The organism is Sphaerotilus microaerophilus (genome assembly GCF_023734135.1).
Classification (GTDB): domain Bacteria; phylum Pseudomonadota; class Gammaproteobacteria; order Burkholderiales; family Burkholderiaceae_C; genus Sphaerotilus; species Sphaerotilus microaerophilus.
The window spans coordinates 5,317,358-5,332,466 of record NZ_AP025730.1 but is presented as its reverse complement, the minus strand read 5'-3'; the positions used below and the strand labels follow the sequence as shown (position 1 = coordinate 5,332,466).

Here is a 15,109-nt window from a genome sequence, read left to right as displayed (position 1 = left end):
CGGGTCATCCGAGCCGGGGCTTGGGGGCGGCGAGGGCCTCGCGCACCCCATACCAAGCGCGCCACAGCCCACGCTGGAGCTGCGCGAACAGTTGCCGTCGAGACCGCACCCGTCTGGCACGTCCCAGCTGTCGCGCCAGCCCCACCGCGCGGGCACTCGCTTGCAGCGCCTCGTTGCCGGCGTGACGGGCAAGCAGTGCATCCAGCGCACGTCCGAGATCTTCGGGGCAGCTGGACGCGAACGGGGCGAGATTGTCCGGCCACGGATAGAAGGCGTGGATGAGGGTCCAGACTTCGGAGGTGTCCAGCGCCGGGAACCGTTGCGCGACGAGTTGGACGCACTCCTCGACATGGCGCCTTGAGTCGCTGGACAGCCCTCCGGACGCGTAGTGCACGGTGGGCGCCGCGCACGCCACGAACCGGACGCCGGCATCGAACGCCGCGCACAGCCAAGCGGTGTCTCCGATGATCTCGAACCGGGTGTCGTACGGCCCGGCCAGGTCCAGGGCGGCGCGCGTGGCATAGACCCCGTTATGGCAGATCTTCGGGCAGCGCAGCCACGCTCCAGCATCCATCAAGGCGGGAAGCCACAGCTTGCGACGGTGCCGATCGTGCAGCCAGGCTGAAGTGAGGATCATCAATGGTGGCATCGGTGGGTCGATGTGGCCGCAACGGACCAGCGCGCGGGCGGCCACCGCAGCGGCGTCGGGCGTCAGCCAGTCGTCGGCATTGAGCACACAGACCAAGTCGCCGGTGGCCAGGGACAGGGCTTTGTTCAGCGCGTCATACAAGCCCGCATCGGGCTCCGAAACGTAGTAATCGATCTGGCTGGCGTGCGCCTCGATGACCGCCAGCGTTCCGTCGTTGGAGCACCCGTCGACGACGATGTGCTCGACGGCATCCCACTGCTGCGTGCGCACGCTCTCCAGCGTCCGGGCGAGCGTGTCCCGGGCATTGCGGACGACGGTGACGTAGCTGATCAGCGGCCGCCCCGGGCCACCCCGGCGGCACCGATCTGGAGCGCTGAGGCGAAGGCCGCCCTCGACCCGACCGCGTGACGGTCGCCGGTCGCCGAAATGCTCGTTGCCGGGCAATCCCGCCGAAGTCTGATCCATGCGGCAAATGATAGTCGGGCCCCTGCATCCGCCCGGGGAGCGGCCCGGGGAGCATCCGGACCCGCGTGGATAATCTTCACGATGAGCTCCCACTGCCGACACGCCTTTTCGGATGGCCCATGGCCTCGTGCCACGGGCGCACTTCGCACGCTGGTGAACGCGTCCTGACCATGGCGCTGCTTCCGCCCGTGCGGCATGAGGTGCTGGTCAGCCTGGGGCGCTCGTCGCCGGGGGACGGGGGCATCTTTGAGTTTTCTTCCCAGCTGGCGCAGCGCATCGCGCAGGTGGCGCCGTCGTGGCGCGAATCGCAGGGGGTCGGTTTCACGTTTCATCTTCGGCCTGAACTGCAGGGCGTCTTCGGTGGCGATGTCGGCTACCTGCCGTTGCGACGCCTGGATCGCTGGCTGCACCGGACCGATCGGCCCTTCAGCCTGTGGCACTCGTTGCACCAGATGAACAAGTCGCGGCCACCCGTGGGATGCCGGCAGCGGCTGGTGACCATCCACGATCTCAACTACCTCTATGGCCGTTCGCCGTTTTCCGTTTGGCGGCACAACGGTCAACTGCGCAGGCTTCTGCGTCGCACGGACCACGTGACCACGGTCAGCCGTCATACGGCACAGGATGTCGAGCGGACGCTGGGATGGCGTGGCCCGCTCGACGTCATCTACAACGGCGCACGCAACCTGTCTCGCGACGCTCAGGAGCCGTTGTTCGAACCGGTGCGACCCTTCCTTTTCCACCTGAGTCGCATGTCGCCGTCGAAGAATCCGCAGGCGCTGCTGGCGATGGCCGCGATCTGGCCAGAGATGGACTTCGTGCTCTGCGGCCCGCCGTCCGGCGATGCCAAGGCGCTGGCCGCGGCCCCTCATCCACCCAACGTCCGCTTCTTCCTCGGTATCAGCGAGGCCCAGAAGACCTGGGCCTATGCGAACTGCACGGGTTTCCTGTTCCCCAGCCTGACCGAGGGCTTCGGCCTGCCGCCCATCGAGGCCATGCACTTCGGCAAGCCGGTGTTCCTGGCTCGCCGCACCTGCCTACCGGAGATCGGTGGAGAGGTCGCCAGTTACTTCGACGACTTTGAACCCGCGACCATGCGCCGCATCGTCGAGCGGGGTCTGGCGCAAGGGGTCGAACCGGGTCGAGCGGATGCCGTGCGTGCGCATGCCGCGCATTTCGACTGGGACCGGGCCGCCGCGCACTACCTGTCCCTGTACCGGTTGCTGCTGGGCTTGCCGTCCGAGGTCTGAACTTGAAGGCATCGAACTGGCTGAGAATGGAAAGGTTCAGTTCTCTTTGAATGTCGAGCCACCGCCGCTGTCCGCTGTCTGCGCCCTCACCATCGCCGCATAGCGCCCGTCGCGGGCCAGCAGCTCCTCGTGCCGGCCGGCCTCGACCACCCGGCCGTTCTCCATCACGCAGATCGCATCGGCGCCACGGATGGTGCTCAGCCGGTGGGCGATGACGACCATCGTCTTGCGGCCATGCCACTGGTCGAGGGCCTGCTGGATGGCGCGCTCGCTCTCGGTGTCCAGGGCGGATGTCGCCTCGTCGAGGATCCAGATCGGGGCGTCCTTGTACAGCGCCCGTGCGATCGCCAGGCGCTGGCGCTGGCCGCCGGAGAGCTTGCTGCCGTTCACGCCGATGGAGGATTCGACGCCCTCGGGCAGGCTGGCCACGTGGTCCCACAGCGCGGCGGCGCGCAGGCAGGTCTCGACCCGGGCCAGGTCGCGCGGCTGGGCGTAGACCACGTTGTCGGCGATCGAGGCGTCGAACAGCACGATGTCCTGCGACACCACCGCAAACTGGCGGCGCAGGTCGGCCTTGCGCAGCTCGGCCAGCTCGATGCCGTCCAGCGTCAGGTGGCCCTGGTCGGGCGCGGCGAAGCCCAGCAGGGTGTTGACCACGGTGGTCTTGCCCGCACCGGAGCTGCCCACCAGGGCAACCGTCTGGGCGGGTTCGATGCGCAGGCTCAGGCCGTCGAGTGCCGGCCGTTCGGCGCCGGGGTAGGCGACGCTGACCTGGTCGAAGACGATCTCGCCGCGCGCGCGCTCCAGGGTGCGCTCGCCACGGTCCGGCTCGGTCGGTGCGTCCAGCAGCTCGAAGGTGGCGCGGGCCACGATCAGCGCGCCGATGATCGGCTGGGACACGTCGGTGAGGTGGCGCGTCTTGGACACCAGCAGCAGCAGCGCGGCCACGTAGCCGGCGAAGCTGCCGACGCTGCCGTTGCCCGTCTGCGCCTGGTAGAGCGCCAGGGTGACGATCGACGCGACGCCGAAGCTGGCCGCGATCTGCGAGACCGGCGTCATCATCGCCGCGGCAGCCACGCTCTTCATCGTCATGCGCTGCACCTCGTTGGCCTCGCGCTCGAAGCGCCCGCGCTCGAAGTGGCCGGCATCGAAGGTGCGGATCACCCGCCAGGCGCGTGCCAGGTCGTCGACCACGTTGACCAGGCGCAGCTGCGCCTCGTAGGCCAGGCCGCCGACCTTCTGCACGCGCCGGTGCACCTTGCGCACGCCGACCGACAGGATCGGCACGGTCACCATCGACAGCAGGGTCAGCTGCCAGTTCTGCCAGAACAGGTAGGCCAGCAGCGCGATCGCGGTGGTGCCGTCGCGCAGCAGGGTGATCATGGCGCCGCCGAGCTGGCTGGCGATGTTCTGCGGGTCGTTGACGATCTTGGTCACCGCGGTGCCGGGCGTGACGGTGGTGAACACGCCCGCATCGGCACGCAGGATGGCGCCCGCCAGGTCCTTGCGCAGGCCCAGCACCGCCCGCGAGGTGCTGCGGTTGAGGGTGAAGGTACCGACGAAGCTGAACACGCCGCGCAGCAGGAACAGCCCGATCAGCGCCACCGGCACCGCCCACAGCGGGAAGCTGGGCTTGGCGAGAAAGCCTTCGTCCAGCGCGATTTGCAGCAGCCGGGGGATCAGTGGCTCGGTGGCGGAGGCGAGCAGGAAGGCGGCGATCGCGACGAGCATGCCGCCGCGATGGGGCCAGAAGTAGCCCGTCAGCCGCTTGGCGGTGACGCGGTTGCTGTGCGGCTCGCTGCTCATCGTGGACGCGGGCCGGCGCCCGTGGAAGGAGAGGGGATGGTGATCATGTCGATGCGTGCGACCGCCCGGTCAGCGGCTGGCGAGGTGCCGGATTGTCCGCTACCCGGGGCTGCCCGCGAGGCCGGCCGGCGTGGGTGGCGGCTGCCGTCGCTGGTGGGGATGCCGTTGCAGATGCCGTTGCCAATGTCCATGACCCCCCCGGCCCGGCCGGCCACACCCCCCTCATATCCCCCCTCGGGGCGATGCCCGCGGCGCGGCTTCCTGCCTATCGTGGCGGGGCTGGATGCGGCATCCGTCACAGGGGCGGGCGTCACGCCGGCATCAACCTCGCAGGAAAGGTAGGGTCGAACGATGTGGAAGCTGCTGATCACCGTGTTGCTGAGCCTGGCTTCAGCGCTGGCGCTGGCCGCTGTGGATGTCAACAAGGCCACCCAGGCCGAGCTGGAATCGATCAAGGGCATCGGGCCGGCGATGTCGGGGCGCTTGCTGGACGAGCGCAAGAAGTCGTCCTTCAAGGATTGGGAGGACCTGATCTCGCGCGTCAAGGGCCTGGGCCCGGGCAATGCGGCGAAGATGTCCGAGGCCGGTCTCACCGTCAACGGCGGCGCCTTCAGCGGGGCGGCGGCGCAGCCGGGCAAGGCAGCGAAGCCGGCGAAGAAGGCATCGCAGTGAGCTGAGGCGGGTTGAGCCGGGCTGGCTCGGGCCAGCCAAAGAAGCGCTGCACCTCGTCGCGCCGGGCCAGTGTGTCGGCCAGGCCCAGGGCGATCAGCGCGCGGGTGTAGCCCGGCTCGAACAGCAGGTAGCTGGCCAGCGCCGAGCCACCGCTGGCGCCGTGGCCCGTCACGCCCACCGAGCGCAACAGCGTGCGGATGGTCAGCGGCAGGCTGTCGATGTGCGCGGCGGCCAGGTCGTCCAGCCGCTGGCTGGGGGCGATCACCAGCGCCTCGACCGGCCGCAGCGGCGTGCGGGCGCGGGCCTCGGGTGGCAGCAGCGCCAGGGTGGTGTTGATGCGCTGCAGCCGCTCGACGTCCACCGCCAGCGCGTCGAGGAAGATGTTCGACAACGCATGGCCGGCGATCTCCGCGACGCTGGGGTAGCCCTGCGCCTGCACGTGGCGGCCGCCGGGCTCGTGCATGCGCCCGGCGCCGACGACCAGCACCCGGTCGGCACCGAGGTGGATGGCCGGCGAGATCGGGGCGGCCTGGCGCATCGAGCCGTCGCCGAACCACTCCCGCCCCTCGGGCATCTCCAGCGGCATCGACGGGAAGACGAAGGGGATCGCCGCGGAGGCCAGCAGGTGCCGCACGCCGATGGCGGTGCGCACCGCCACGCGCTGCGAGCGGGTCCAGGGCGGCAGCTCGTGCAGGCTCTCGTAGAAGGTGACGTGCTGCCCGCTGGTGTAGCTGGAGGCGGTGACGGCCAGAGCCTGCAGGCGGCCGTCGCGCATCAGCTGCGGCAGGCGGTCGAAGCGCATCAGGCGATGCAACAGGGCTTCGAGCGGGCTGTTGTCGAGCAGCGAGCGTGGGCGCAGGCGCCGAAAGCGCGCAACGGCCCAGCCGAAGGACATCATCGTCAGCCAGGGGGCGCCGGTGCGGATGACGGCCAGCGAATCGGCGCGGTAGACCTGCTCGGCGTGGAACTGCCCCCAGACGTCGGCCAGCATGGCGACCGCGTGGTCGAAGCGGTCGGCACCGCAGGCCAGGCCGGCGGCGTTGATGGCCCCGGCCGAGGTGCCGGCGAGCACCTGGAAGGGGCTGGGCCCACCCTGGCCGCAGGTGGCACCGCTGGCGCGGGCGATCTGCGCGATGCCCTGCAGCACCCCCGCCTGGTAGGCCGCACGGGCACCACCGCCAGTGAGCAGCAGGCCGATGACGGGGGGAGGGAAGGCCCGGTCGTTCATGCTGCGCAGTCTAGACAGCGATCGGCCCCATGTGCGCCTGCAAGGAAAAACCCGCCGTGGCGGGTTTCTCGGAGGATGGGCTGGTGAAGCCGCGCCGATGCGTCAATCGCCGCGCCGGCCGTGCCCGCGGTCATCGCTGCGGTCGTGCCCGTGCCCGTGCCCGCGCCCGTGGCCATGCCCACGGTCATCGCCGCGGTCGCGGCGGTCCTCGCGGCCATCTCGGCCACGCTCACGTCCCGGGCCGTCGCGGTCGTACCAGTCGTCGCGCACGAAGTACACCGGGTGGTCGCAGGCGTGGTAACGCTCGCAGTGCCGGCGCCAGTTCTTGCGGTGGCCTGGCGGCACCCACAGGTAGACCGGCTCCGGCGCCGGGCGGGGTTGCGCGCCGCGGGGCGGCGGGGCCGGGTGGATGATCACCGGCCGCGGCAGCACCACTTCCGGCGTCGGGAACCGGCCGATGTCGACCCGGCCATACACGCCGGGCTGGCTGATCTCGACCGACACGCCCACGGCGGCCTGGGCGGGCACCACCGCGGCGAGGCCCAGGGCCAGCGCGGCGGCTGTCTTCCACAACGTCATCTTCAAGCTCCTTGGCGGGTGCCCGAACCACTCGGCGACCCTGCACCACTCAACGGCCGCGGTGGCCGCTGCGCCGACCCCGGCCGGTAAAGTTGTGTGACCAGTCGTGGTCAGGCGTTTGCCCGCGGCGCGTCAGGACGGTTCGGCGTAGACCAGCGTGCAGCTGCCCTGGGTGGCGCTGCGCCACATCGCCAGCGCGGGGTCGCTGGGGTAGAAGCGCCCGGCGTCGCCCAGGTCGACCTCGCCGACCGCGCCCGGGCGCTGCACCAGCAGCCGCACCGGGGTGCCCTGCAGCAGCGGGCCCTCCGGGCTGTCCAGTCGCTTGGCCGGGAAGTCCCGCAGGATCTGCTCCAGCGGCGCCATCGGCGTGCTGCCCAGGCCCTGCACCGGCACCCGCAGGAAGCGCGCATGGCGGCAGCGCGCAGCGGGCAGGTCCAGGATCTGCAGCACGTTGAAGCGCATGCCACCGCTGAAGCGGTCCGGCTGGGCCTTGCCCTGCAGGATCAGCACCTCGTCGTCCTTGAGCAGCGCCTGGTTGGCGTTGAGCAGCTCCTCGGCGACGACGGCCTCGATCGAGCCCGACTTGTCGTCGAGCTTGAAGATCGCCACCTTGCCGCGGTTGCCGTTGACGATGCGCAGGTCGCTGACCACGCCGGCCAGCGTCTGCGGATCGCGGCTGTCGGACACGTCGGCCACCTCGCGCTTGACGAACTGGCGCACCTCGGCGCCCACCTGGTCGAACAGGTGGCCGCTGAAGAAGTAGCCGATCGCCACCTTCTCATGGCCCAGCCGGGTCCGGACGTCCCAGGTGTCTGCGGCGTTGTACTCGGGCTCCTGGGTGGAGCTGCCGTGGTTGTCGTCGCCGTCGCCGAACATGTCGAACAGCCCGCCCTGCGAGGCGTGCGCGGCCTGGGTGTCGGCGTACTCGAAGGCCAGGCCCACGCTGGCCAGCAGCTCGGCGCGGCCGTCCAGGCCCTTGGGGTGCAGCTTGTCGAAGGCACCGGCCTTGATCAGCGCCTCCACCACGCGCTTGTTGATGCGCTTGCGGTCCACCCGCGCGGCGAAGTCGAAGATGGACCTGAACGGCCCGCCCTCGGTGCGGGCTTCCACGATCGCCTCGATCGCGCCCTGGCCGGTGCCCTTGATGGCGCCCAGGCCATAGCGGATCAGCCGGTCGCCCGCCTTCCCGGGGGCCGGCTCGAAGCGGTAGACCCCCTGGTTGACATCCGGCGCCTCGAAGGCGACGCGGAAGTGCTTCATCGCATCGTCGCGCAGCACCTTCAGCTTGTCGGTGTCGTCGAGTTCGATGGTCATGTTGGCCGCGAAGAACTCGGCCGTGTAGTGCACCTTGATCCAGGCCGTGTGGTAGGCGAGCAGCGAGTAGGCGGCGGCGTGCGACTTGTTGAAGCCGTAGCCCGCGAACTTCTCCATCAGGTCGAAGACCTCGTCGGCCTTGGCCTCGCCGATGCCCTTCTCCGCCGCGCCCTTGCGGAAGATGGCGCGGTGCTCGGCCATCTCCTCGGCCTTCTTCTTGCCCATGGCGCGGCGCAGCATGTCCGCGCCGCCCAGGCTGTAGCCGCCCAGCACCTGGGCGGTCTGCATCACCTGCTCCTGGTAGACCATGATCCCGTAGGTTTCGGCCAGCACGGCCTCGGTCAGCGGGTGCGGATACTCGACCACCTCCTTGCCGTGCTTGCGCGCCACGAAGGTCGGGATCAGGTCCATCGGGCCCGGGCGGTACAGCGCGTTCAGCGCGATCAGGTCCTCCAGCCGGCTCGGCCGGGCGTCCTTGAGCATGCGCTGCATGCCGCCGGATTCAAACTGGAACACCGCCTCGGTCAGGCCGTCGGAGAACAGCTTGTAGACCGCCGCGTCATCCAGCGGCAGGGTCTCGAAGGCGAAATTCGCCTGGTCCGCGTGGCGCGCGACGATGAAGTCCTTCGCCAGCTCCAGGATGGTCAGCGTGGCCAGGCCCAGGAAGTCGAACTTCACCAGGCCGATGGCCTCGACGTCGTCCTTGTCGTACTGGCTGACCGCGCTGTCGCTGCCGGGCTGCTGGTACAGCGGGCAGAAGTCGGTGATCTTGCCCGGCGCAATCAGCACACCCCCGGCGTGCATGCCGATGTTGCGCACCATGCCTTCCACCCGCGTGGCCAGCGCCAGCAGCTCGGCCACCTCTTCCTCGGCGGCCTCGCGCTGGTCCAGCTCCGGGGCTTCCTGGCGGGCGTAGATCAGCTTGTCGTCCGGCTTTTCCGGCACCTTGGCCAGCGTCACCGTCTTGCCCGGCGGCGCGGGGATCAGCTTGGCGATCGAGTCCACATGCCCGTAGCCCATACCCAGCACCCGGCCGATGTCGCGCAGCGCCGCCTTGGCGGCCATGGTGCCGAAGGTGGCGATCTGGCTCACCGCGGGGCGGCCGTAGCGGTCCTTCACATAGTCGATGACGCGGTCGCGGTTGCCCTGGCAGAAGTCGATGTCGAAGTCGGGCATCGACACCCGCTCCGGGTTCAGGAAGCGCTCGAACAGCAGGTTGTACTGCAGTGGATCCAGGTCGGTGATCGACAGCGCGTAGGCCACCAGCGAGCCGGCGCCCGAGCCCCGGCCTGGTCCCACCGGGCAGCCGTTGGCCTTGGCCCAGCGGATGAAGTCCGACACGATCAGGAAGTAGCCCGGGAAGCCCATCTTGATGATGGTGCCCAGCTCGAACTCCAGCCGCTCTACATAACGGGGCCGTTCGGCATCGCGCTTGGCCACGTCCGGGAAGAGCAGCGCGAGCCGCTGCTCCAGCCCCTCGAAGGACAGCTCGCGGAAGTAGGACTCCATCGGCATCTTCGTGCCGTCGGGCAGGTCCGGGGTCGGGAAGTTGGGCAGCTGCGGCTTACCCAGCACCAGCGTCAGGCTGCAGCGCCGGGCGATCTCGACCGTGTTGGCCAGCGCAGAGGGGATGTCCGCGAACAGCGCCTGCATCTGCGCCGCGGTCTTGAAGTGCTGGTCGCGCGTGAAGCGCTTGACGCGCCGCGGGTTGGCCAGCGTCTCGCCCTCGGCGATGCACACGCGCGCCTCGTGCGCCTCGAAGTCGTCCGGCTCCAGGAACTGGATCGGGTGCGTGGCCACCACCGGCAGGCCCAGCTTCGCGGCCAGCGGCACCGCGGCGCGCACCCAGGCCTCCTGGCCCGGCAGGCCGGCGCGCTGCAGCTCCAGGTAGAAGCGCCGCGGGAAGATCTGCGCCAGCCGCCGTGCCAGCGCCTCGGCGCGCTCCGTGTCGCCCTGCGCCGCGGCGGCGGCGATGGCGCCGCCCTGGCCGGTGCCGCCCATCGGGGCGCCGGACAGCGCGATCAGGCCCTCCGACAGCTCGGCCAGGTTCTGCCAGGTCACCCAGGCCTGGTTGCGCTGCACGTTGGTCACCCAGGCGCGCGACAGCAGCTCGCACAGGTTCAGGTAGCCGGTCTTGTTCTGCACCAGCAGCAGCAGCCGGCTGGCCTGGCGCGGCTCGCCGGCGGGGCCGGCGACCTCCGGCTCCAGCCAGATGTCCGCGCCGAGGATCGGCTGGACGCCCTTCTTGCGCGCCGCGTTGTAGAACTTCACGCCGCCGAACAGGTTGGCCAGGTCGGTGATCGCCAACGCCGGCTGGCCGTCGCTGGCCGCCGCCTTGACGGCATCGTCCACCCTCAGGGTGCCGTCGACGACAGAGAACTCGGTGTGGGTGCGCAGGTGGACGAAGGTCATCGGGGGATTCTAGGGAACGCCCCCCGTTCGGCGGGAAACGTCCCCAGCCCCCTCAGGTGCGGTCAAGCGGGCCCCTACACCAGGCGAACCACGGATCCGTAGCGTGCCAGCTTGGCGTCGGCGGTCAGCAGCAGCAGCGGTTCGGTCAATGCCTGGGCCACGAGCAGGCGGTCGAAGGGATCCTTGTGATCGTCATGCGGTGGCAGCGCCGCCACCGCCAACAGGTGCGGGGCCGAGATCGGCAGCCATTCGAAGCCGTCCACCTCGATTTGCCGGCACAGCGCCTGCAGGTCAACGGTCAGTTTGCCCAGGCTGCATTTGATCGCCATCTCCCACAAAGAGGCATGGCTGACGTAGATCTGATCGGCTGTTTCCACCGCCTGCCTGGCTGCGGCCGGCAGACGCTGCGGCCAGCCGAGCCACCAGAGAAGAAGGTGCGTGTCAAGCAGCAGGCGCATCGCCGGGCTTCAATGCATCGAAGAGGTCATCCAGCGGCTCGTCAAAGTCATCGGACATCGCGATCTTGCCGGCCATGCTGCCGGGCGACGCGACGCGCCTGGCCGGTGGCTGGTAAGCCGTCAGGGTGGCGATGGGGCGCCCCGCGCGGGCGATCACGACCGATTCGCCTTTCTCCACTTCAGCGAGCAGCCGGGACAACCGGGTCTTGGCATCGTGAACGTTGACGGTGAGCATGGTATTGAACCAGGGTGAACTAACCCTTAGTTTAACTGCGGCAGGGTTCGCCTGCGAACCTGTCCTTCGTCAAGATCGCTGCAATCGGGACAACCCTTTGTCGCGCCTTGGCAGCGAAGCGGTTCTCGCACCTTCGCCAGCGGCGTAGGATCTTCGCCACAAGTGATTCGGGCCCGGCCGGGCGACCCGTGGTTCGCGGGTGCTGTCCCGTCGTCGGCCTTTGACGGAGACCACCTTGCAGCCCACCCGCGCGGCCGATCCGGCCCTCACGGCTCACTTTCACCGAGTCGTCGATTGTCAATGGGCGTGTCCCGCCCACACCCCCGTTCCCGAGTACATCCGCCTGATCGCCGCCGGCCGCCATGCCGATGCGTACATGGTCAACTGGGTGTCCAACGTCTTCCCCGGCGTGCTCGGGCGCACCTGTGACCGCCCCTGCGAGCCCGCCTGCCGGCGCGGCCGGGTGGAAGAGGCCAACGGCGAGCATCCGGAACCGGTGGCGATCTGCCGCCTCAAGCGCGTTGCCGCCGACCTGAAGGGCGACGTGCATGGCCGCATGCCGCGCTTCGCCCAGCGCAACGGCAAAAAGGTGGCCTGCGTGGGCGCCGGGCCGGCGTCGATGACGGTGGCGCGTGACCTGGCAGCCGTCGGCTACGACGTGACGGTGTTCGACGGCGAGGCCAAGGCCGGCGGCTTCATCCGCTCGCAGATCCCGCGCTTTCGCCTGCCCGAGAGCGTGATCGACGAGGAGTGCGGCTGGATCTTCGACCTGGGCGTGAACTTCCGCAGCGGCACGCGCATCGACTCGCTGCGTGATCTGCTCGGCCAGGGCTACGACGCGGTTTTCGTCGGCAGCGGTGCGCCGCGCGGGCGGGATCTGGAGGTGCCCGGCCGGCAGGAGGCTGCCGCGCAGATCCACCTGGGCATCGACTGGCTGGCCAGCGTGTCCTTCGGCCATGTGTCCAAGGTCGGCCAGCGCGTCATCGTGCTCGGTGGCGGCAACACCGCGATGGACTGCTGCCGCTCGGCGCGGCGCCTGGGGTCGAGTGACGTGAAGGTGATCGTGCGCTCGGGCTTCGAGGAGATGAAGGCCTCGCCCTGGGAGAAGGAGGATGCGATCCACGAGGGCATCCCCATCATCAATTACCACGTGCCCAAGGCCTTCGTGCACGCCGACGGCCGCCTGGTGGGCATGAGCTTCGAGATCGTCGAGGCAAAGTACGACGAGCGCGGCCGCCGCAGCCTGATCCCCACCGGCGCGCCGGATGCCTTCTTCCCCTGCGACGAGGTGCTGATCGCGGTGGGGCAGGAGAACGCCTTCCCCTGGATCGAGCGCGATGTCGGCGTGGACTTCGACAAGTGGGGCCTTCCGGTACTGAACGAGCAGACGCTGCAGTCCAGCCTGCCAAACGTCTTCTTCGGCGGCGACGCGGCCTTCGGGCCGAAGAACATCATCACCGCGGTGGCGCATGGCCACCAGGCGGCGGTGTCGATCGACAAGTTCCTGAGCGGCGAGGACATCGCCCAGCGCCCGGCGCCGACCGTGAACCTTGTCTCGCAGAAGATGGGCATCCACGAGTGGAGCTACGACAACGACATCTCCGTCGATGCCCGCCACAAGGTGCCCTGGGCGGCGGCCGAGCAGGCGCTGGCGAGCATCCGCGTGGAGGTGGAGCTGGGCTTTGATTACAAGACAGCCATCCGCGAGGCCGAGCGCTGCCTGAATTGCGACGTGCAGACGGTGTTCAGCGCACCGGCCTGCATCGAATGCGATGCCTGCGCCGACATCTGCCCGACCGACTGCATCAGCTTCGTGGCCAATGGGGACGAGGCCGACCTGCGCGGCCGGCTCAAGGCCCCGTCGCTGAACCTGGCCGAGCCGCTCTACGTCTCGGCCGAGCTGAAGACGAAGCGGGTGATGGTCAAGGACGAGGACGTCTGCCTGCACTGCGGCCTGTGCGCCGAGCGCTGCCCCACCGGCGCCTGGGACATGCAGAAGTTCCTGTTCAAGGTGACCCAGGCCGGCCCGCTGTGTCGAAGCCCACGCGGTGGATCGGGTGATGCCGCCTCTGCCCAACCCACGAAGGAGGCTGCGTGATGAACCGCATCGAAGCCGTCAACGATTTCGTCATCAAGTTCGCCAACGTCAACGGCTCGGGCTCCGCCTCGGCCAACGAGCTGTTCGCCAAGGCGATCCTGCGCATGGGCGTGCCGGTCAGCCCGCGCAACATCTTCCCGAGCAACATCCAGGGCCTGCCGACCTGGTACGAGGTGCGCGTGTCCGAGCAGGGCTGGCTGGGCCGGCGCGGCGGCATCGACATGATGGTGGCGATGAACCCGCAGACCTGGAAGGCCGACGTGGCCGAGCTGGAGCCGGGCGGCTACCTGTTCTACGACAGCACCCGGCCGCTGCCTCCGAGCGCCTTCCGCGACGACATCCACGTCATCGGCATGCCGCTGACCGAGATCTGCAACGCCGCCTACCAGGACCCGCGCCAGCGCCAGCTGTTCAAGAACATCGTCTACGTCGGCGCGCTGTCGGTGCTGCTGGGCATCGACCCGGCGGAGATCGAGAAGCTCTTTGCCGAGCAGTTCCGCGGCAAGGAGAAGCTGCTGGACTCCAACGTGCGCGCGCTGCAGCTGGGCCGCAACTTCGCCCAGGAGCACCTGGACGCCGACCGTGTGGGCATCAAGGTGGAGCGCAGCAACCAAGTGGGCGACCGCATCTTCGTGGACGGCAACACCGCCGCCGGCATGGGCTGCGTCTGGGGCGGCGCCACCGTCTCGGGCTGGTACCCGATCACGCCCTCCACCTCGGTGCCGGAGGCCTTCGAGAAGTACTGCGCCAAGCTGCGCATCGACCCCGAGACCGGCAAGAAGAACTACGCCATCGTGCAGGCGGAGGACGAGCTGGCGGCCATCGGCGTGGTGATCGGTGCGGCCTGGAACGGCGCGCGGGCGTTTACCGCCACCTCCGGGCCCGGTGTGTCGCTGATGACCGAGTTCCTCGGCCTGGCCTACTTTGCCGAGATCCCGGTCACGCTGATCAACGTGCAGCGCGGCGGGCCCTCCACCGGCATGCCCACCCGCACCCAGCAGGCCGACCTGTTGGCCTGCGCCTACGCCAGCCACGGCGACACCAAGCACGTGATGCTGCTGCCGCAGGACCCGGCCGAGTGCTTCGAGCACGCCGCCACCGCGCTGGACCTGGCCGATCGCCTGCAGACGCCGGTGTTCGTCATGACCGACCTGGACATCGGCATGAACCAGCGCCTGTGCGACCCCTTCAAGTGGGACGACAGCCGCCAGCTCGACCGCGGCAAGGTCATGACCGCCGAGGAGCTGGAGGCCGGCAAGGATTTCGGCCGCTACAAGGACGTGGACGGCGACGGCATCCCCTGGCGCACCTACCCGGGCACGCACCCCACCAAGGGCGCCTACTTCACCCGCGGCACCACCCGCGACGCCTACGCGCGCTACTCCGAGGCCGGGCCGGACTACCTCTACAACGTCCAGCGCCTGCTCAAGAAGTTCGCCACCGCCGCCAAGCTGGTGCCCCAGCCCATCCTCACCGAGGCCGACCGGCCCACGCGGCTGGGCGTCATCTACTTCGGCTCCACCAGCCCGTCGATGGAAGAGGCGCTGGGCAAGCTCGCCGGCACCGGCATCCACCTGGATGCGCTGCGCCTGCGCGCCTTCCCGTTCAGCAAGTCGGTGCGCGACTTCATCAGCCTGCACGACGCCGTCTTCGTCGTCGAGCAGAACCGCGATGCGCAGATGCGCAGCCTGCTGATCAACGAGCTGGACGTCAACCCCGCCCAGCTCGTGCCCATCCTGCACTACGACGGCACGCCCATCACCGCCCGCTACATCACCAGCGCCATCACCGACGCGGTGCACGCCATGGCCGTGCTGCCCGCCTACCCGCGCGCCAACATGGTCACGGGCACGGCACAGCGCGGTTCCGCCGCCGCGATGGCCGCGATGGCCCACCTGAAGCACCCGGACTAAGAGCCTGTGAGCCCCTCGCTCATGCCCGCC

Annotated in this window: 11 protein-coding genes; 4 read left to right on the top strand and 7 right to left on the bottom strand. The window is 69.4% G+C overall.

The window, feature by feature from the left end:
* Positions 1–4: 4 nt before the first annotated feature.
* Positions 5–1,114: a glycosyltransferase gene (locus NGK70_RS22925; RefSeq protein WP_251970765.1), complete on the bottom strand. Its 1,110-nt coding sequence runs from the start codon at positions 1,112–1,114 to the stop codon at positions 5–7.
* Positions 1,115–1,284: 170 nt separating this feature from the next.
* On the opposite strand from NGK70_RS22925, the gene NGK70_RS22920 reads away from it, so the two are divergent.
* Positions 1,285–2,364 (top strand): glycosyltransferase family 4 protein, encoded by a 1,080-nt coding sequence (locus NGK70_RS22920; protein ID WP_251970764.1) that lies wholly within the window; start codon positions 1,285–1,287, stop codon positions 2,362–2,364.
* A 36-nt stretch (positions 2,365–2,400) separates the two neighbouring features.
* Here NGK70_RS22920 and NGK70_RS22915 read toward each other — a convergent pair whose 3' ends face one another.
* The gene (locus NGK70_RS22915) at positions 2,401–4,170 is read right to left on the bottom strand and encodes an ABC transporter transmembrane domain-containing protein (protein WP_251970763.1); all 1,770 of its coding nucleotides are present in this window, start codon (positions 4,168–4,170) and stop codon (positions 2,401–2,403) included.
* 351 nt (positions 4,171–4,521) lie between these two features.
* Here NGK70_RS22915 and NGK70_RS22910 point away from each other — a divergent pair, with 351 nt between their 5' ends.
* A complete protein-coding gene (locus NGK70_RS22910; RefSeq protein WP_251970762.1) occupies positions 4,522–4,842 on the top strand; it encodes a ComEA family DNA-binding protein in 321 nt (106 codons plus the stop codon).
* On the opposite strand, the gene NGK70_RS22905 is transcribed toward NGK70_RS22910, so the two are convergent.
* The 5 genes from NGK70_RS22905 to NGK70_RS22885 all read right to left on the bottom strand — a co-directional run bounded on the left by NGK70_RS22905 (position 4,781) and on the right by NGK70_RS22885 (position 11,068).
* Positions 4,781–6,070: a patatin-like phospholipase family protein gene (locus tag NGK70_RS22905; RefSeq protein ID WP_251970761.1), complete on the bottom strand. Its 1,290-nt coding sequence runs from the start codon at positions 6,068–6,070 to the stop codon at positions 4,781–4,783. The genes NGK70_RS22910 and NGK70_RS22905 overlap by 62 nt on opposite strands.
* A gap of 102 nt (positions 6,071–6,172) precedes the next feature.
* A complete protein-coding gene (locus NGK70_RS22900) occupies positions 6,173–6,649 on the bottom strand; it encodes a hypothetical protein (protein ID WP_251970760.1) in 477 nt (158 codons plus the stop codon).
* A 132-nt stretch (positions 6,650–6,781) separates the two neighbouring features.
* Positions 6,782–10,375, bottom strand: a complete 3,594-nt coding sequence (dnaE, locus tag NGK70_RS22895) for a DNA polymerase III subunit alpha (protein ID WP_251970759.1) — start codon at positions 10,373–10,375, stop codon at positions 6,782–6,784.
* Positions 10,376–10,449: 74 nt separating this feature from the next.
* Entirely contained in the window at positions 10,450–10,833 is a 384-nt protein-coding gene (locus tag NGK70_RS22890; RefSeq protein WP_251970758.1) for a type II toxin-antitoxin system VapC family toxin, read from the bottom strand.
* The gene (locus NGK70_RS22885; RefSeq protein ID WP_251970757.1) at positions 10,817–11,068 is read right to left on the bottom strand and encodes a type II toxin-antitoxin system Phd/YefM family antitoxin; all 252 of its coding nucleotides are present in this window, start codon (positions 11,066–11,068) and stop codon (positions 10,817–10,819) included. The genes NGK70_RS22890 and NGK70_RS22885 overlap by 17 nt, the downstream gene beginning before the upstream one ends.
* Positions 11,069–11,303: 235 nt before the next feature.
* On the opposite strand from NGK70_RS22885, the gene NGK70_RS22880 reads away from it, so the two are divergent.
* Together NGK70_RS22880 and NGK70_RS22875 are read left to right on the top strand one after the other, a co-directional pair.
* Positions 11,304–13,166, top strand: a complete 1,863-nt coding sequence (locus NGK70_RS22880; protein ID WP_251970756.1) for an FAD-dependent oxidoreductase — start codon at positions 11,304–11,306, stop codon at positions 13,164–13,166.
* On the top strand, positions 13,166–15,079 hold the full coding sequence (locus NGK70_RS22875) for a 2-oxoacid:acceptor oxidoreductase subunit alpha (RefSeq protein WP_251970755.1): 1,914 nt from the start codon (positions 13,166–13,168) through the stop codon (positions 15,077–15,079). The genes NGK70_RS22880 and NGK70_RS22875 overlap by 1 nt, the downstream gene beginning before the upstream one ends.
* Positions 15,080–15,109 lie beyond the last annotated feature (30 nt).